The 16,550-nt window shown below is 66.9% G+C and carries 17 protein-coding genes; 8 read left to right on the plus strand and 9 right to left on the minus strand.

Annotated elements, in window-relative coordinates; genetic code table 11:
• Window positions 1-1,545, plus strand: coding sequence for a tripartite tricarboxylate transporter permease (locus IEV99_RS04190; protein ID WP_371875777.1), 1,545 nt, complete (start codon window positions 1-3; stop codon window positions 1,543-1,545).
• Window positions 1,546-1,627: 82 nt separating this feature from the next.
• Window positions 1,628-2,599: a tripartite tricarboxylate transporter substrate-binding protein gene (locus IEV99_RS04195; protein ID WP_188516448.1), complete on the plus strand. Its 972-nt coding sequence runs from the start codon at window positions 1,628-1,630 to the stop codon at window positions 2,597-2,599.
• A 154-nt stretch (window positions 2,600-2,753) separates the two neighbouring features.
• Here the strand turns inward: IEV99_RS04195 and IEV99_RS04200 are convergent, their stop codons facing one another.
• Together IEV99_RS04200 and IEV99_RS04205 are read right to left on the minus strand one after the other, a co-directional pair.
• Window positions 2,754-3,167: a cytochrome-c oxidase gene (locus IEV99_RS04200; protein WP_188516449.1), complete on the minus strand. Its 414-nt coding sequence runs from the start codon at window positions 3,165-3,167 to the stop codon at window positions 2,754-2,756.
• A gap of 86 nt (window positions 3,168-3,253) precedes the next feature.
• Window positions 3,254-3,940, minus strand: a complete 687-nt coding sequence (locus IEV99_RS04205; RefSeq protein ID WP_188516450.1) for a TetR/AcrR family transcriptional regulator — start codon at window positions 3,938-3,940, stop codon at window positions 3,254-3,256.
• 157 nt (window positions 3,941-4,097) lie between these two features.
• Between IEV99_RS04205 and IEV99_RS04210 the strand changes: the two genes are divergently transcribed.
• Both IEV99_RS04210 and IEV99_RS04215 read left to right on the plus strand, forming a co-directional pair.
• Window positions 4,098-5,342, plus strand: coding sequence for an HlyD family secretion protein (locus IEV99_RS04210; RefSeq protein WP_188516451.1), 1,245 nt, complete (start codon window positions 4,098-4,100; stop codon window positions 5,340-5,342).
• 23 nt (window positions 5,343-5,365) lie between these two features.
• Window positions 5,366-6,979: a DHA2 family efflux MFS transporter permease subunit gene (locus IEV99_RS04215; RefSeq protein WP_188516452.1), complete on the plus strand. Its 1,614-nt coding sequence runs from the start codon at window positions 5,366-5,368 to the stop codon at window positions 6,977-6,979.
• 77 nt (window positions 6,980-7,056) lie between these two features.
• Here the strand turns inward: IEV99_RS04215 and IEV99_RS04220 are convergent, their stop codons facing one another.
• Window positions 7,057-7,419, minus strand: coding sequence for a winged helix-turn-helix transcriptional regulator (locus IEV99_RS04220; RefSeq protein ID WP_188516453.1), 363 nt, complete (start codon window positions 7,417-7,419; stop codon window positions 7,057-7,059).
• Between the two features lie 194 nt (window positions 7,420-7,613).
• On the opposite strand from IEV99_RS04220, the gene IEV99_RS04225 reads away from it, so the two are divergent.
• On the plus strand, window positions 7,614-8,390 hold the full coding sequence (locus tag IEV99_RS04225; protein WP_188516454.1) for a nuclear transport factor 2 family protein: 777 nt from the start codon (window positions 7,614-7,616) through the stop codon (window positions 8,388-8,390).
• Between the two features lie 96 nt (window positions 8,391-8,486).
• On the opposite strand, the gene IEV99_RS04230 is transcribed toward IEV99_RS04225, so the two are convergent.
• Both IEV99_RS04230 and IEV99_RS04235 read right to left on the minus strand, forming a co-directional pair.
• Window positions 8,487-8,945 (minus strand): tellurite resistance TerB family protein, encoded by a 459-nt coding sequence (locus IEV99_RS04230; protein ID WP_188516455.1) that lies wholly within the window; start codon window positions 8,943-8,945, stop codon window positions 8,487-8,489.
• Window positions 8,946-8,967: 22 nt separating this feature from the next.
• Window positions 8,968-9,318 carry a DUF4112 domain-containing protein gene (locus IEV99_RS04235; protein WP_210318619.1) on the minus strand — a complete coding sequence of 117 codons (351 nt, stop codon included), beginning with the start codon at window positions 9,316-9,318 and terminating at the stop codon, window positions 8,968-8,970.
• Window positions 9,319-9,645: 327 nt separating this feature from the next.
• Here IEV99_RS04235 and IEV99_RS04240 point away from each other — a divergent pair, with 327 nt between their 5' ends.
• Window positions 9,646-9,945, plus strand: a complete 300-nt coding sequence (locus IEV99_RS04240) for an ATPase inhibitor subunit zeta (RefSeq protein WP_188516457.1) — start codon at window positions 9,646-9,648, stop codon at window positions 9,943-9,945.
• Window positions 9,946-10,014: 69 nt separating this feature from the next.
• Window positions 10,015-11,124 carry an S-(hydroxymethyl)glutathione dehydrogenase/class III alcohol dehydrogenase gene (locus IEV99_RS04245; protein ID WP_188516458.1) on the plus strand — a complete coding sequence of 370 codons (1,110 nt, stop codon included), beginning with the start codon at window positions 10,015-10,017 and terminating at the stop codon, window positions 11,122-11,124.
• A gap of 279 nt (window positions 11,125-11,403) precedes the next feature.
• On the opposite strand, the gene IEV99_RS04250 is transcribed toward IEV99_RS04245, so the two are convergent.
• The 3 genes from IEV99_RS04250 to IEV99_RS04260 all read right to left on the minus strand — a co-directional run bounded on the left by IEV99_RS04250 (window position 11,404) and on the right by IEV99_RS04260 (window position 14,237).
• Complete coding sequence (locus IEV99_RS04250) at window positions 11,404-13,044, minus strand: aq_1923 C-terminal domain (protein ID WP_188516459.1); 1,641 nt, start codon at window positions 13,042-13,044, stop codon at window positions 11,404-11,406.
• Window positions 13,045-13,158: 114 nt separating this feature from the next.
• Window positions 13,159-13,680: a Spy/CpxP family protein refolding chaperone gene (locus tag IEV99_RS04255; protein ID WP_188516460.1), complete on the minus strand. Its 522-nt coding sequence runs from the start codon at window positions 13,678-13,680 to the stop codon at window positions 13,159-13,161.
• 134 nt (window positions 13,681-13,814) lie between these two features.
• Window positions 13,815-14,237: a hypothetical protein gene (locus IEV99_RS04260; protein WP_188516461.1), complete on the minus strand. Its 423-nt coding sequence runs from the start codon at window positions 14,235-14,237 to the stop codon at window positions 13,815-13,817.
• A 395-nt stretch (window positions 14,238-14,632) separates the two neighbouring features.
• Here IEV99_RS04260 and IEV99_RS04265 point away from each other — a divergent pair, with 395 nt between their 5' ends.
• The gene (locus IEV99_RS04265) at window positions 14,633-15,709 is read left to right on the plus strand and encodes a tetratricopeptide repeat protein (protein ID WP_188516462.1); all 1,077 of its coding nucleotides are present in this window, start codon (window positions 14,633-14,635) and stop codon (window positions 15,707-15,709) included.
• Window positions 15,710-16,041: 332 nt separating this feature from the next.
• Here the strand turns inward: IEV99_RS04265 and IEV99_RS04270 are convergent, their stop codons facing one another.
• On the minus strand, window positions 16,042-16,533 hold the full coding sequence (locus IEV99_RS04270) for a YciE/YciF ferroxidase family protein (RefSeq protein WP_188516463.1): 492 nt from the start codon (window positions 16,531-16,533) through the stop codon (window positions 16,042-16,044).
• Window positions 16,534-16,550 lie beyond the last annotated feature (17 nt).

Raw genomic sequence — 16,550 nt, forward strand, 5'->3', positions numbered from 1 at the left:
ATCATGGATCTTTTCGCCAATCTCGCGCTCGGCTTCTCGACCGTCCTGAAGCTCGTCGACGTCAACGTCCCGCTGCTCGGCGTCATGCCGCTGCCGGTCAACATCCTGCTGTGCTTCATAGGCTGCCTGATCGGCACGCTGATCGGCGTGCTGCCCGGCGTGGGCCCGATCGCCACCATCGCCATTCTGCTGCCGATCACCTTCGGGCTGGACCCGACGGGCGCGCTGATCATGCTCGCCGGCATCTACTACGGCGCGCAATATGGCGGCTCCACCACGGCCATCCTGGTGAACATCCCCGGTGAGGCCACCTCGGTGGTCACCACGCTGGACGGCCACCAGATGGCGAAGCAAGGCCGCGCCGGCGTGGCGCTCGGCATCGCGGCGCTGGGCTCGTTCTTCGCCGGTTGCGTCGCCACGCTGGTGATCGCCGCGCTCGGTTTGCCGCTCACCAAGCTCGCGCTGCTGTTCGGCCCCGCCGAGTATTTCTCGCTCATGGTGATGGGCCTCGTTTTCGCGGTCGTGCTGGCGCGCGGCTCGGTCGTCAAGGCGCTAGCGATGATCGTGCTCGGCCTGCTTCTGTCCACGGTCGGCACCGATCTCGAGTCCGGCCAGGAACGTCTCACCATGGGGCTGCAGGACCTGTCGGACGGCGTCGACTTTGCGGTTCTGGCCATGGGCCTGTTCGGCTTCGCCGAGATCCTGCGCAACATCGAGAGCCCCGAAACCCGCGACGTCGTGAGGGGCTCGATCGGCCGGCTGCTGCCCAGCATGGCGGATCTGAAGCAGTCCTTCTGGCCCGTGGTGCGCGGCACAGGGCTCGGCGCGATCTTGGGAATCCTGCCCGGCAACGGAGCGGTGTTGGGGCCCTTCGCGTCGTACACGTTGGAAAAAAAGATCGCCAAAGACCCGCGCCGCTTCGGCCGCGGGGCCATCGAGGGTGTGGCGGGGCCGGAATCGGCCAACAACGCCGGCGCGCAGACCGCCTTCATCCCGCTGCTGACGCTCGGCATCCCGCCCAACGCCGTGATGGCCCTCATGGTCGGCGCCATGACGATCCACGGCATCATCCCCGGCCCGCAGGTGATGACCAAGAACCCCAACCTGTTCTGGGGCATGGTCGTCTCGATGTGGATCGGCAACCTGATGCTGCTGATCATCAACCTGCCGCTGGTCGGGCTGTGGGTGAAGCTCCTGAAGGTGCCTTACCGGCTGATGTTCCCGGCCATCCTGATCTTCTGCTGCATTGGCATCTACTCCATCAACAACAACCCGTCGGACGTGCTGTTCACGGCCTTCTTCGGCCTGATCGGCTACGTGCTGATCAAGTTCAGCTTCGAGCCCGCGCCGCTGCTGCTCGGCTTCGTGCTCGGCAAGTTGATGGAGGAGAAGCTGCGGCAGGCGCTGATCCTGTCGCGCGGCAGCTTCTCGACATTCATTGAGCGCCCGGTTTCGGCGGGGTTGCTGGTCGTCGCCGCCATCATGCTCGTGCTGGCGCTGCTGCCGTCCATCCAGAAGAGCCGCGACGAGGTGTTTACCGAGTGATCCGGGCTCCCGCGCCCGGCGCATCATCTGCAAACTGAATCGAGAGAGCGTCCGCAAGGGGCGCCGCAAGGAAGGGATCGTCATGAAGAGACTGCTGATCGCCACCGCCGCCCTGCTCGCCGCAACAGCGGCGGGCCACGCCCAGGCCTATCCGACCAAGCCGATCACCATGGTCGTGCCGTTCGCGGCCGGCGGACCCACCGACATCGTCGCCCGCATCGTCAGCGAGCACATGTCGCGTACGCTCGGCCAGCAGATCGTGGTCGAGAACGTCGCCGGCGCCGGCGGCACAACGGGCACGACGCGCACCGCCCAGGCGGCGCCGGATGGCTACAACATCATGATGGGGCACATGGGCACGCACGGCGCCGCTCCGGCCCTGTACCCGAACCTGAAATACGACCCCACCAAGGACTTCGAGACCGTCGGCATGGCGGCCGGAACGCCGATCCTGATCGTCGCCCGCAGGGACCTGCCGCCGAAGGACTTGAAGGAGTTCATGGCCTACGCCAAGCAGCAGAACGACAAGCTCAACGAGGCCCATGCGGGCGTCGGCTCCGTGTCGCACACCACCTGCGTGATGCTGAACGTGCAGCTCGGCATCAAGCCGACCGCCGTTCCCTACAAGGGCACCGGCCCGGCCCTCAACGATCTCGTCTCCGGCCAGGTCGACTTCATGTGCGACCAGATCGTCAACCTCGTGGAGCAGATCAAGGCGGGCTCCATCAAGGCCTACGCGGTCGCGACGCCCGAGCGTTCGCCGGCCTTGCCGGACGTGCCCACCACCAAGGAAGCCGGCATGCCCGAGTACCAGGTGAGCGCCTGGAACGCGATCTTCGCCCCCAAGGGCACGCCGGACGCCATCACGGCCAAGCTGAACGATGCGCTCGTGAAGGCCCTCACGGACGAGACCACCAAGAAGCGCCTCCTCGACCTCGGCGGCGTGCTGCCGGATGAAAAGGGCCGCACCCGCGAAGCGCTCAAGACCTTCGTGGCCGCCGAAGTTGCCCGCTGGACGCCCGTGCTGAAGCAGGCCGGCGTCACGGCGAACTGACGCCGCAGAATGGCGAGCTGCCGCAAGGCCGCCCCTGCCTTGAAGCAGGGAGTGGGCGGGCCTGAAGCGCCGCGACAGCATCACAACTGAAAGCAAAAAACCCGGCTGGGGCATCCAGCCGGGTTTGGTGTTTCCGGGGGGCTTCCGGAAAATGTCAGACGCGGCCTGCGGCCAATTCCACACTCGGCGCCGCCGTGCGGCCGAAAGCGCTGCGGGCAAACAGCGCGAGGAAACACAGCACGCCCGCGAAGATCATCAATGAACCCAGGATCGCGCCGAGCGGCTGGTCGCGAAACTGCGCGAAGGGCAGGCCGATCAGGAACACGGGCGTCCCCAGGGTGGCGAGCCAGAACTGCACGGTCGCGAGCTTGCTCCGGCGCAGCTCCGGCCAGCAGCGGTGCACAATGCCGTAGAGCGCCATCGTGGCCCAGCCGAGCAGGTTGATGTGAGCGTGCAGGTGCGCATAGGCGAAGTTCTGGGCGACGCCCATGCCGATGCCGAGGCCCACGCCCAGCGTGGCGTAGATGAGCGCGCAACTGATGAAAATGAGGTCGATCTTGTTCGTCATGGGGGGCTCCTGTGGCGCGACGAGCCACGGAGATCTTCAAGCACGACCTGCGTCCCCGTCATGTGCGAGATCGCACAGGCAGGAGCCTAGCCCGCTTTGTGTGCACGCAGAAAGAGGTCCACCCCGGCAGTCACAACCGTTTCGACACGCTCGTCGAATTCGGCGTCCGACGGCTCGAGACCGAACAGGGCAGGGCGCACCAGCGAGGTCTGGTAAAGATCCAGCAACTGCGTCGCCGCCAGGCGAGTGTCCGCGATCACGAGTTCGCCCTGCGCGACCTTGCGATCGAGATAGGTCGCCATGGTCGAGATGGTGGTGGCGGGCCCGCGGGCGTAAAACGCGCGCCCGACCTCCGGCATCCGCTCCGCGATCGCGATCGCGGCCCGCATGGCGGCGACCGTCTTGGTCTTCAGGATGAATGTCACGAGTGCGCGACCAAAGGCGATCAGCGTCTCGCGCGTATCGCGGTCCGGATCCAGCGTCCCGAGGCGATCGAGATGGGTCCGACGCTCCTCGTCCATGATGGCGCAGAAGAGCTGCTCCTTGTTCTCGAAATAAACATAGAGCGTCCCCTTGGAAACGCCGGCCCGGCGCGCGATTTCGCCCATGCTGGCGCTGTCGAAGCCGCGCTCCAGAAACAGGGCGCGCGCGCCGTCGATGATCTGCCGCCGCTTGGCCGTATCGCCGGCCTCGGGCCGCGCAGGCGCGTCGCCGGCCTCGGACGGAAGGGCGGAGCGATCGATCAGGACGTCGGAACCAGGGCCTCGGCTCATCGTGGGCGGCATCTCCAAAAAATGACCGAACGGTTCGGTCAGCCCTTGATATCGGCGACGAAGACCCATATTGCAAGGGAGAAATGACCGAACCGTTCGGTTCGATGAAGACGGTCTTAAGGAAGCGGGTTGTAAGACGACCCGAGGAGAACTCGTGATGGCAGAAGCGACTGGCGTGCCCCCCGTCCAGACCCGCACCCCCGAAACGCCGGTCGGCGTTGGGGATGAGCCGCGCGTGGGCGGTTCGCTCGTGAGCCAGCAGGGTGGCCCTGCCGCCTCGCGCGGGCTTGAAGGGCAGATCATTCCGCCGAAGCGGTCCAAAAAGAAGTTCATTCTCACGGCCGTGCTGCTGGCCGCTCTCGGGGGCGGCGGCTGGTTCGGCTATGGCTGGTGGACGCATGGCCGGTTCGTGGTGTCGACCGACGACGCCTATGTGCGCGCGGACGTCACCACGGTGGCGGCCAAGGTGGCCGGCTATGTGACGGCCGTGCCTTTCGCCAACAACGCCGCCGTGAAGGCCGGCGACGTCGTGGCGCGCATCGACGACGGCGACTACAAGCTTGCGGTGGCGGCGGCCCGAAACAAGGTCGAGACCCAGCAGAGCACGATCGAGCGCATCCAGAGGCAGGTCGAGGCCCAGACGGCCGCCCTCGGCCAGGCGCGCGCCCAGCAGACTTCGGCCGAGGCCGAGCAGGTCCGGGCCTCGGCCGACTTCTCCCGCGCGCAGACGCTGGCGGCCACCGATTTCGGCTCCAAGCAGCGCCTCGACCAGACCCGCTCCGACCGCGACCGCGCCGTCGCCAACGTGGAATCCGCCAAGGCGGCGCTCGCCAGCGCGGAGGCCAACATCGCGGTCACTCAGGCGCAGGCCCAGGAAGCCGTGCATGTGCTGGAGGAGTTGAAGACCGCGCTGGCCAAGTCCGAGCGCGACCTCTCCTTCACGGTCGTCACCGCGCCGGTGGACGGCGTCATCGGCAACCGCGCCGTCGAGGTCGGCAACTACGTGCAGCCCGGCGCGCGCCTCGCCGCCCTGGTGCCGCTCGGCTCCGTCTATGTGGAAGCCAACTTCAAGGAGACGCAGCTCGCCCGCATCCAGCCCGGCCAGAAGGTCGAGATCGAGGTCGATGCGCTGCCGGGCCGCAAGCTGGAGGGCCATGTGCTGAGCTTCGCGCCGGCGTCGGGCTCCATCTTCAGCCTGCTGCCGCCCGAGAACGCCACCGGCAACTTCACCAAGATCGTCCAGCGCGTGCCGGTGCGCATCGGCGTGCCGGAGGACGTCGCCCGCCAGGGCCTGCTCCGCCCCGGCCTGTCGGTGGTCGCCAACGTGTGGACCAAGCGCGATGGCGAAGGCCCGGTCTCGGCCGCCGCCGCCGAGCCGACCCGCAGCGCCAAGGCCGACTAACGCCCTCGCGAGGAGCAGCTTCCATGACGGATGCAACCGCGACCGGCAGTTCGGTTCCCGCGCCCGCGCGCCCTGCGGCCGCCGCGAACCCGGACCGCATCGATCCCAAGCGCCTCGTCGCATTCTTCGCGATGGTGTTCGGGATGTTCATGGCCATCCTGGACATCCAGATCGTCTCGGCCTCGCTGGCCGAGATCCAGGCCGGCCTGTCGGCCTCCGCCGACGAGATCTCGTGGGTGCAGACCGCCTACCTGATCGCCGAAGTGATCATGATCCCGCTGTCGGGCTTCCTCGGCCGGGCGTTCTCGACGCGCTACCTCTTCGCCGCCTCGGCGGCCGGGTTCACGCTGGCGAGCGCGCTGTGCGCCACCGCCACCAGCCTGGAGCAGATGATCGTCTACCGGGCGATCCAGGGCTTCATCGGCGGCGGCATGATCCCGAGCGTGTTCGCGGCCGCGTTCACGATCTTCCCGCCCTCCAAGCGCAACGTCATCTCGCCGCTGATCGGCCTCGTCGCCACGCTCGCGCCGACGATCGGCCCGACGGTGGGCGGCTACCTCACCGAGCTGTTCTCCTGGCACTGGCTGTTTCTGGTGAACGTGATCCCGGGGATCATCGTGTCGGTCGCGACATACTCGCTGATCGACTTCGACAAGCCCGAGATGAGCCTGCTGGACCGGTTCGACTGGTGGGGCCTCGGCTTCATGGCGGCCTTTCTGGGCAGCCTCGAATACGTGCTGGAGGAAGGCCCCACCAAGGACTGGTTTCAGGAGCCGCTGATTCTCGCCTTCACGGTCGTGATGGTGTCGGCCGGCGTCGCATTCTTCTGGCGCGTGCTCACCGCCGAAGAACCCATCGTGGATCTCTATGCCTTCAAGGACCGCAACTTCGCGGGCGGGTCCGCCTTTTCGTTCGTGCTGGGCATCGGCCTTTACGGCCTCACCTATCTGTATCCGGTCTATCTCGGGCGCGTGCGCGGCTACTCGGCGCTGCAGATCGGCGAGACGATGTTCGTCACCGGCCTCTGCATGTTCTTCACGGCCCCGATCGCTGGCCGGCTTTCCGGCAAGCTCGATCCCCGGCTGATGCTGTTCATGGGCCTGTGCGGCTTTGCGGGCGGCACCTGGATCGCGTCCGGCATCACCAAGGATTGGGATTTTTCAGAGCTGCTCTGGCCGCAGATCCTGCGCGGCTGCTCGCTGATGTTCTGCATGGTCCCCATCAACAACCTCGCGCTCGGCACCCTGCCGCCGGCGCGCCTGAAGAATGCGTCGGGCCTCTACAATCTCACCCGCAACCTCGGCGGCGCGGTGGGGCTGGCGATCATCAACACGGTGTTGAACGACCGCATGGACCTCCACCTCGCGCGTCTGCACGAGCAGGTGACGTGGAGCAGCAACAAGGCGCTCGAAACCCTGGCGGGCCTGCAGGGCGCGCTCTCCAGCCTTGGCTCTGACGCCGAGATGGCGGCGCTGAAGAAGCTGGCTCTGATCGTTCGCCGGGAGGCGCAGGTCATGGCCTTCGGCGACGCCTTCCTGCTGCTGACGGGGCTCTTCCTCGCCACCGCGATGCTCGTGATGGTGCTGCGCAAGCCGGCCCCGCCCAAGCCCGGCGCGGCGCCCGGCGGCGGTCACTAGGCGCCGATCCGCTCCGGGCGCCTCGCCGCACACGCCGCCGGAACTTGAATTCCAGCCATTCGCTGTTGCGGACGCGATTATGATCGCCCCGGTTCGCCGGCCGCGTTGCGCGACTGCAGAATGGTTTCGATGTTGGTTTCCGCCCATGCCGTCAGCGTGCGCACGACGGCGGCGAGCGTCATTCCGAATGGCGTAATGGAATAATGCACCATCACAGGTGATGTGATGCTGACGGTTCGCGCGATCACGCCGTCCCGTTCAAGTTCCCGAAGCACCTGTGTCAGGACTTTCTGGGAAACGCCGTCGAGGTTCTTGCGTATCTCGTTGAAGCGATACGGGCGCTCGCTCAGGAGGCCGAGGAGCAGCACGGTCCACTTGTCGGCAATGCGGTCAAGAACGATGCGAGTTGGGCAGTTTTTGTCGTAGGCGTTCCAGGCCATGATGTCGTCCTGAACAGGTAACCTTCAGGTTACCTAGTGCTGTGGAAAATAGTCATTTGCTTATTTTTCGCGCCGGTGCAAGTAGGCATCGGCTTCTGAATTTGCATCATCTGGGCTGAATGAGCGTGTGTCTCGAATTGGTTTGGAAGATTACACCGGAAGCCTGCACTTAAGGTTGTATCTGGAGGGAATTCGTGACGGAGAATGCAAAAGAGCTCGTCGTAACCGCGACAAGCCAGTTGTTTAGCCAGTTGAAACCTGATCTCGTCGACTTGTACTTCGGTCCGAGCTACATCCAGCACAACCCGGGGGTCGCGGATGGCGTGGAAGGCCTGAAAGGCCTTGTGCGCATTCTCGCAGGCGCCCAGGGCTTCTCGGTCACGACGCATCGTGTGATCGCCGAGAACGATCTCGTCGCCATGCACGTGACCTATCACGGGTTCGGGCCCGACCCGCTGGTCGCCTTCGACATCTTCCGGGTCGAGAACGGTCGCATCGTGGAGCATTGGGACGGCCTTGGACCCGAAACGCCACCCAACCCGTCCGGACGCCTCCAGACCGACGGCCCCACCGAGATCAAAGATCTCGACAAGACCGGGGCCAATCGCGCCCTCGTGACAGAGTTCGTGACCGAGGTGCTGCTCGGCGGGCGCTTCGACCGCCTGACCTCTTTCATCAGCACCAAAACCTATCACCAGCACAACTCCGCGATCGCGGACGGATTGGATGGTCTCGGCGCCGCCATCGAGGCGCTCGGCAAACAGGGCGTCAAGATGGAGTACCACAAGCTCCACCGGGTCATTGCCGAGGGCAACTTCGTGCTCACCCAGTCGGAAGGCGCCTTCGGCGGAGAACCGACTGCTTACTACGACTTGTTCCGGGTCGAGGACGGCCTGATCGTCGAGCACTGGGACGTTATGCAGCCCATCGCGCCCGCCGCGCAGGCTCGGAACGGCAACGGTCTTTTCTGATCCCACAAGAAGCCAGGGCAGATTTCGCGTCTGCTCTGGCCGTTGCGCCGTCTCGCTATCTTCGGCGGGCCCTGGCACCGGGGCTGCAAGCGTCCGTCAGGCCGCGTCGCGCAGGTCGAAAGCCGTGGGATTGAGCCCCAGCGCATCGCAGATCCGCCCGGCCGCTCTCCGCTCCTCCGCGTCGAAGGCGCCGTCCGCCACCGCCACCGCGCAGCAGATCCGCATCAGCATGTCGGCGTGCTCGCGCCGGCCCTTCAGGCGGGCGATGGCGGCCAGCGCCTTCGTCTCGGCCCCGTCGTGGTCCGCCTCGAAGCGCGCCGTGGCCTCCTCGAAGGCGTGCGCGAGATCGGCGGGCCCAAAGCCGCGCAGCGCGTCGGCGCCCAGGATGAGCCCCAGCATTCGGCGCTCCTCGTCTGGCGTCACCCAGCCGTCCGCATAGGCGATGATCGCGCATCCGGCGACCACGTTCTCGAACACCATCTCGGCGTCCGCGCCATTGAGGTCGTGCACATAGTCGCGCATCGCGGCCTGCAGGCTCTTGTGTCGTGTCGGCATGGAAGTCTCCCCCGATTTCGGATCAGCGCGTCGCCGGGCGGCGACGCTCGGCCAGATGGCCGCGCAGCAGCGCCATGTTCTTGAGGTTCGCGCGGTAGAAGACGTCGCCGACCCAGCCCACGACCGGGATCGCGCTCAAGACCGCGTCGACACAGACGTGCCCGGCCATGCGGACCAGCATCGCCTTGGGCGCGCCGAGCCGGTGCGCCTCCCAGATCAGGTAGGCCGAGACGCCCTTGGCGGCGATGAGGCCCGCGCCGGGGATCAGGTTCAGCACCGCGTCCGCGCCGAACGTGATGCGGGTGCCGGGAATCCGCACGGCGCTGTCCAGCAGGCGTGCGATGGCGTCCAGCCGGCGCTCCGCATCAGCCACCGAGCTTCGCTCGTAGGACGGCTGATATACACTGAGGGGAGATGTATATTGCATGAGAGACTCCCAAGAGCGCGACGTTCTTACACGTACGGCAGGTGGAAGAGTCCGACATCGTAGTCCCTTGCGAGACTACCAGAGGGGCCCGGACCCCGATGTTACATCACGTGGGATGCCGTTGCACGGCTCACAAGGGATGCCGGCCGGAGGTGCTCGATTTATTTCGATACGCGCCGCCACATTGCGGTCAAATATACTACGTGTGATGCGGCAGTGGTTGTCGCGGCGCGCGATTGTCGCGGGCGTGCGTCAACCCGGGAGGGCATTACGATGGCTGCGCCGACCACGCTCGACTCTGCCCGCTCGCGTCCTGGCCGCCCGCCGAGCGTTGTCGAGGAGCGCCGCGACATGCTCGCCGGGCTCTGGGCCGCCCGCCTGATGCTTGTTCCGCCCGACATGATCTCGATCTATCTCGCCGAGTGCGCCCAGGCCAAGGACAAGGCCGCGCTTGTCGCAAAGCTTCACCGCGATCTCACCGCCCGCGGGCTGAACGCCTCCCCTGGCCTCATTCGCGAGAAGCTCGCCGCCTATGAGGCGCAGGCCGCCCGCGACATCGTTCGGGCGGCCTGAAGCGCCGCCGGCTCTGGCCTTCCCCGGCGGTCGCGCGATAGTCTCCGGTTGCACAACCGGAGATAGTTCATGAAGACCCGCGCCGCCGTCGCCTTCGCCGCCAACAAGCCGCTGGAGATCGTCGAGCTCGATCTCGACGGGCCGCGCGAGGGGGAGGTCCTCATCGAGGTCAAGGCGACCGGCATTTGCCACACCGACGCGTACACGCTGTCGGGCGCCGATCCGGAAGGGCTGTTTCCCGCCGTGCTCGGGCACGAGGGCGCGGGTGTGGTGGTGGACTGTGGCCCCGGCGTCAGCTCGCTGCGCAAGGGCGACCACGTCATCCCGCTCTACACGCCCGAGTGCCGCGAGTGCGAGTACTGCCTCTCGCGCAAGACCAACCTTTGCCAGAAGATCCGCACCACCCAGGGTCGCGGCCTGATGCCGGACGGCTCCAGCCGATTCAGGTTCGAGGGCAAGCCCGTGCTGCACTACATGGGCACGTCCACCTTCTCCAACTACATCGTCGTCCCAGAGATTGCGGTGGCGAAGATTCGCCCCGACGCGCCCTTTGACAAGGTCTGCTACATCGGCTGCGGCGTCACCACCGGCATCGGCGCGGTGATCTGGACCGCCAAGGTGGAGGCCGGCGCGCGCGCGGTGGTGTTCGGCCTCGGCGGCATCGGCCTCAACGTCATCCAGGGCCTGCGGCTCGTCGGCGCCGAGCAGATCGTCGGCGTCGACGTGAACCCGTCCAAAAAGGATCTCGCCACGAAGTTCGGCATGACCCACTTCGTAAACCCCAAGGAGGTCGAGGGCGATCTCGTCGCCCACCTGGTCGAGCTCACCAAGGGCGGCGCGGACTACTCGTTCGACTGCACCGGCAACGTGAACGTCATGCGCCAAGCGCTGGAGTGCTGCCACAAGGGCTGGGGCCAGTCGATCATCATCGGCGTCGCGCCGGCGGGGGCCGAGATCGCCACGCGACCGTTCCAGCTTGTCACCGGCCGTGTCTGGAAAGGCTCGGCCTTCGGCGGCGCCCGCGGTCGCACCGACGTGCCGCGCATCGTCGACTGGTACATGGACGGCAAGATCAACATCGACGACCTGATCACCCACACGATGCCGCTGGAGCGCATCAACGAGGGCTTCGACCTCATGCACGAAGGCAAGTCGATCCGTTCGGTGGTGATCTACTGAAACGAGAAAGGCCCTCGCTTCCGCAAAGGCCTTTGCGATTTCATCTCGTCGAACGTCTCAAAGCCCCTCATCCTGAGGAGCAGACCCACTTGGGTCTGCGTCTCGAAGGACGAGGGATCGTTCAGCCTGCGAGCTTGCAAGCCCGGCAGGAAAAGCTCGCCAACTCTCCACCGTCATCCCCGGGCTTGACCCGGGGATCCACGCACTGGGCCCCGGCGTGGATGGCCGGGACAAGCCCGGCCATGACGGCGAGAGGCAGCCAGGTTCCGCCGGGACGCCTCAAAGGCTCTTCGCGTTGCCGGCCGCGATCGTGTAGCGGCGACCGTTGCCGTCTTCGTCAGCGAAGGTGGCGACGTTGCCCGAGACTTCCACCGTGTAGCAGGTCTCCTCGTCGTCCTCCGGGTACTCCTCGCAGATCTTCTCGCCCTTGATGGCCCACTTGCCGACCGTGATCTCGTCGTCGACGAGCTGCTTCACCGCGCCCTTCTTGTCGTAGAACCACACGCCGGCGTCACCGTCGGAGTTCTTGCCCGACACGGTGTTGCCGATCACGGCGTTCAGCGCCGCCAGGCCGGTGAGCTTGCCGGCGGCCGGGGCCGCCTGGGCGACCTTGGGGGCGGGAGCTGCCGCCGCGCCTGCCTTCGGAGCCGGAGCCGGGGCCGCCGCAGCCGCGCCTTCAGACACGGCCGTGATGGCGAGCCGCGCCACCACCGCCATGGGGTCGCCCAGCGCAGCGGCTTCCACCAGCGAGAGCGGGCCCGCCTTTGGCTTCGCCGTCACGGTGAGGCTCTTGGGGTTTGATATGAACGCGGCCACGGCTGCGCCTGTCGAGGCCGCGGATGCTGTCCCACCGAGCAGCGCCGGGATGATCTGGCCCGCCATGCCGGCCGTCTCGGCCTGGAAAGCGTCCATGGTCTTGTTCTGCGACGCCGCCGCGAAGGCCAGCGCCTTCTCGACGCCGCCGCCGTTCACGACGCGGACCGTCAGGCCCGAGAAAGCAAGGCCCATCGCGGCCGCGGTCCGCTGCGCCTGGTCGCCGGTGAACAGCACCGGCTCGACGCCGGCGAGTTCCGCCTTCAGGCCCACCGAGCCGAGCTGCGCCAGCGAGAGCGTGATGTCGTCGGCCGCGTAGGTCTTCGCGGCCGTGTCATAGGTTCCGCTGAACGTCATTCCCATCTCGAGCTGCGAGAGGCCGGCCCCCTTCAGGCTCGTGGCGAGTTCCGAAGCCGGGGCCGGCTGGATCACGAGGCTGCGCAGGGCAAAAGCCGTCTTGGTCGGGATGTCGCCCGCATAGGAGGCGTCCAGGCTCATGGAGCCAAGCTTCACGCGGGTGAGGTTGCCGCCGGCGGCGTCCTTGGGGGTCTTGGAATCCGGCACGCTGCCTTCGAACCCGTCGAAAGCAATCCGGTCGATTTTCAGCGCGCCGTCCGCGAACCGGCCGGTCTCGGCCGCCGCCATGAGGTGCGAGAGATCGAGGCCATCCACCGTCAGGCCGTTGATGGCCAGCTTGCCGTCGCCCTGCTCGTTTTTGAACGTGCTTTCCGCGCCCGTGAAGCTGAGCCGCGCGATGCGGCCGCTGTCTACGCCGCGGGCCTCCAGGCCCTTCACGACAAAGCGCTGGTCCTTGGCTTCGCTCACCACGTCGCCCAGCGTCAGGCGGGCGGCCTTGGCCTTTTCGGCGATGGCGCGCTTCTCGGCGGCGGGCGCATCCTTGCTGAAGAGCTTGGCGAGCTCGTCGCGCGTCAGGTTGGTGTCCGTCGCCTCGATCCTGGACAGAGTCAGCGTGCCGCCTTCGGGCGTGGTCATCATCAAGGGCTCGAGCGACACCGTCTGGGCGAGGGCCGGTGCGGACACGCAGGTCGTCAAAGCCAGCGCGAGAGCGCGCAGGCCGCGGCTCTGCGGAACGGAAAGGGATGTCATGAAGGCCTCTTGGTTTCCAGCGCAGATCGTTCGCCGAATTCGTTCAACGCAATATCCCGGGCAGATTAAAAACAAGTTCGCTCCCGGCCGCGTCGGCCGGGAGCGTTAACGATTTTAGTTGGCTCGCTCGCCGCGGTTCCACCAGTGGCCATGGCCACCGCCTTCGCGACGCCCGGGGCCCATCCAGCGCAGCCGGTCACGTTGCTTGTCGTCCAGCTTGGCGTAGAGCGCGTCCGCGGCGGGGCGCACTGTCCGGATGGCGTCCAGCCCGGCGGCCATGCCCTTTTCGGCCAGCGCCAGCCGGCCCGGGGGCGTGCGGTCGGCCCGCTCGGCATCCGTCGGGCAGCCGGCCTTCAGCTTTGCTTCGCCATCAGCCAGCGCCTTGCGCAGGTTCTCGAACTCACCCTTTTGTGCGTCCGTGATCCTCACCGTGCTTTCGATCCGGTCCGCAATGCGCGGCGCAACCGGCTCTTTCGCGGTGCAGAGGCGCTCGCCCATCATTCGCCCCATGCCGGGGCCCATGCCCATCATGCCGCCATGAGGGCCACGCTCCTGCGCGTAAGCGGCCGTTAGCGCGCCCGCAGCCGCAATCGCCGCGACGCCGCCCAGGATCCATTTCGCTCGCTTGGTCGCCATTGTTCCGTCTCCGCCAATATCCGGGCTCGGCGAGCTCCGGCTGGTGGAGAGAATGGCGGCGCGCGTCTATCCCGCTCCTGTCCGGCGGATGAACTTTCCGCAATCTCGAGCGCTGCTTCAGCAGCCCAGCTGCTTCAGCAGCCGAGCGGTGGGCAAATGCGGCCGGGAATCGTGTTGGCGTTCGGATTGGGCGGCATGATCGGGTTGGGGATGGCGTCGCGTCGCATGTTTTCCCGGCTGATCGCGTCAAGACGCTTCTCCTGGCTCGGCGCCCGGCTCGGACCGCGGGGCGGCGACGACAGCTCGAACGGCGCAGGATCAACCGGCGTCAGCGTCCCCGGCCGGTTTCGCGCCGGAGCAGTTCTGTAGATCTGGCGCTCGCCCCGTTTCGCGCCTTCGCGACGCGAACCCAGCTTGCCTTCCACGCAGGCGCGGTAGCCCGGCTTGCCCCAGACGCATTCGGATGCGCTGGCCGGGGCGGCAAACAACAGCGGCGCCAGCGCTAAGGCGCCAATCACCGCGACGGCGCGAAGCGAAACAGAGGGGCGATGAGGCACGGAGGATCCTTTCGAACTCGCCGCCGACAACGCGGCCGGCGCGGCCCGGATCCGTCGCGCCCTCAGCCGAATTCGATACCAGACCCAATAAGGAACGCATAGACCAGCATCAGCAAAGCCGCGAGCGCGATCAGCGCCACGCCTCCCATCATCATGCGTTCGTCACGGGACATCGGGCTACTGGCTCTGCCGGATCAACGGCCCAAGCCTTAGCCCAGCGGAGGGCTGCCCACATCTAAACGATGCCCAACCCTCGTTGCGCCGGCTGCCGCGCAAATTCTCCAAAGGATACGCATTGCAGCCGAGCTGCAGCTCTGTAGTATCGCCTGTGGACGGCCATGCAGATTCCAAGTGAATCGCTCGCCCGGCCGCAGGGTTCGAGGCAGGATCTGCTGATGGACGCACTCGCTGGCGCAACCCTCCACATCCACGGCCGTCTTGACGGCCTGACGGTCCGGCAGGCTTCGCGCCTGATCGAGCTGGCCGGGGGAAAAGTCGCCAAGCGCGTCGGCGCCTCCACCACCCACATCGTCCTGGCGCACAGCGCCGCCGCGATCGAGCCGGAGGACATCGCCGATCTCGGCCAGGTGTTCACCCTCGTGAGCGAGTTCTCGTTTCGCCGCGCGCTGGGGCTCGGCCCTGGCCCTGAGACCGACAGCCGCACCTGGAACGCCAAGGACCTCGCCCGTCACGCACGGTTGAGCGAGGAGGAGGTGGAGCGCCTGGCGCTGTTCGACCTGCTGGATCCGGCCGAGGCGCTGTTCGGCTTCCGCGATCTCGCCTCGGCGCGCGAGGCGGCCCGGCTGCTTGGCGCCGGCGTCGAGATGGCGGCTTTGCTGAGCGCCGGCGCGGCTTTGCGGCGGCGCGGCCTGCGGCTGAGCGAGGCGCGGCTGTCGGCGGCCCCGTGGGGCGACCTCGCGCTGGGCCGCGCGCCGCATCTCGCCACCTTCGACGGCCAGCTGACGCTGGACCTGGGTGAAACGCCCGTGCGGGTGGCGGACCTCGCCGAAGCCGCCGAGGACTACGAGGAAGCCGGCGATCCCGGCCGGGCGGAGGGCCTCTACCGCATCGCGGCCCGCATCGACCGGTGGGACCCGGTGCTGCCCTTCAACCTCGCCAACGTGCTCTACGCGCAGGGCCGGGAGGCGGAGGCCATCATCGCCTACCAGACCGCGCTGGCGCGCGACCCCGGCTATGTGGATGCGCTCTACAATCTCGGCGTCCTGTCCAGCCTGCGCGACTGCAACGAGGACGCGGAGCGCTACTACCGCACGGCGCTCGGGCTTGAGCCCACGCATTCGGAGGCGCGCTTCAACCTGGCGCTGCTGCTCACCCAGATGCGCCGCTTCCCTGACGCGCTGGCGCTGTGGGAGGAGTTCATCCGCTGCGGCCCCTCGCGCGAGGACCTCTCGCAGGCGCGCCGCTACGCGCTGATGTGCCGGATGGAAATGGCCGCCGCCCGCCAGCACTGAATGGCCGGAGAAGCGCTGCGCGGTAACGCCGTTCCAAGAAGAACCATGTATCCGGCAAGCTTTCGTTCAGCTTGCCGAGAGCAGAGCGACCCTGATGCGTAGTTGAGCGTATTCCGTCCAGCCCCGGACAGGAGGATGCTTGAGTGGTCGATCGGTCGAGGGATCAGGGCTCCATCACACAGTCCTCCCGACGACAGCCCGGTCGTGTAGCCCCACCGGGCAAGTTGCCTCTCGAACGCGAAACGCCGGCGGCGGTTTTTAACCGCGCCGGCGCGAGCGCGCCAGTCGCGATCCCGCTCGAAGCGGGCGCGACCGGCGAAAGGCAGGATGGATCAGGCCGCAGCGGCAGGGTTCACGGCGTCCTCGGCGAGTTCCGACAGAAGTTCGTCGGTGTTCTCTTCTTCCACCAGCGTGGCCTTGATCAGCTCCTCGACCTCCGAGAGGCCGAGCTGCTTGGCCCAGGCCAGCATCGTTCCGTATCGCGTGATCTCGTAGTGCTCCACCGCCTGCGCGGCGGCGATCAGGCCGGCGTCCAGCGCGGAGCCGCCTTCGAATTCCTCGACCACCTCGTCGCCCTCGGCAATGATCCCGAGGATGGCCTTGCATTCCACGCCCTGCGGCTTCTCGCCCAGGATCTTGAACACCTGCTCGAGCCGCTCGACCTGCTTGCGGGTTTCCTCGAGGTGAACCCCGAAGGCGCCGCGCAGATCGTCGGACTTGGCCGCCTGCGCCATCTTGGGCAGGGCTTTCAGGATCTGCTGCTCGGCAAAATAGGTGTCCTTGAGCTGATGCAGGAACAGCGCGTGAAGGTCTTTGTCGGCCATGATGGTGATCCTCGGTG

It is taken from the genome of Alsobacter metallidurans, assembly GCF_014636935.1.
Taxonomy (GTDB): domain Bacteria; phylum Pseudomonadota; class Alphaproteobacteria; order Rhizobiales; family Beijerinckiaceae; genus Alsobacter; species Alsobacter metallidurans.

What these genes read in the sequence shown, in the direction of transcription:
- IEV99_RS04195 (WP_188516448.1), top strand. Translation starts at nt 1,628, where the DNA reads ATGAAGAGACTGCTGATCGCCACCGCCGCCCTGCTCGCCGCAACAGCG.
- IEV99_RS04200 (WP_188516449.1), bottom strand. Translation starts at nt 3,167, where the DNA reads ATGACGAACAAGATCGACCTCATTTTCATCAGTTGCGCGCTCATCTAC.
- IEV99_RS04205 (WP_188516450.1), bottom strand. Translation starts at nt 3,940, where the DNA reads ATGAGCCGAGGCCCTGGTTCCGACGTCCTGATCGATCGCTCCGCCCTT.
- IEV99_RS04210 (WP_188516451.1), top strand. Translation starts at nt 4,098, where the DNA reads ATGGCAGAAGCGACTGGCGTGCCCCCCGTCCAGACCCGCACCCCCGAA.
- IEV99_RS04215 (WP_188516452.1), top strand. Translation starts at nt 5,366, where the DNA reads ATGACGGATGCAACCGCGACCGGCAGTTCGGTTCCCGCGCCCGCGCGC.
- IEV99_RS04220 (WP_188516453.1), bottom strand. Translation starts at nt 7,419, where the DNA reads ATGGCCTGGAACGCCTACGACAAAAACTGCCCAACTCGCATCGTTCTT.
- IEV99_RS04230 (WP_188516455.1), bottom strand. Translation starts at nt 8,945, where the DNA reads ATGCCGACACGACACAAGAGCCTGCAGGCCGCGATGCGCGACTATGTG.
- IEV99_RS04240 (WP_188516457.1), top strand. Translation starts at nt 9,646, where the DNA reads ATGGCTGCGCCGACCACGCTCGACTCTGCCCGCTCGCGTCCTGGCCGC.
- IEV99_RS04245 (WP_188516458.1), top strand. Translation starts at nt 10,015, where the DNA reads ATGAAGACCCGCGCCGCCGTCGCCTTCGCCGCCAACAAGCCGCTGGAG.
- IEV99_RS04250 (WP_188516459.1), bottom strand. Translation starts at nt 13,044, where the DNA reads ATGACATCCCTTTCCGTTCCGCAGAGCCGCGGCCTGCGCGCTCTCGCG.
- IEV99_RS04255 (WP_188516460.1), bottom strand. Translation starts at nt 13,680, where the DNA reads ATGGCGACCAAGCGAGCGAAATGGATCCTGGGCGGCGTCGCGGCGATT.
- IEV99_RS04265 (WP_188516462.1), top strand. Translation starts at nt 14,633, where the DNA reads ATGGACGCACTCGCTGGCGCAACCCTCCACATCCACGGCCGTCTTGAC.
- IEV99_RS04270 (WP_188516463.1), bottom strand. Translation starts at nt 16,533, where the DNA reads ATGGCCGACAAAGACCTTCACGCGCTGTTCCTGCATCAGCTCAAGGAC.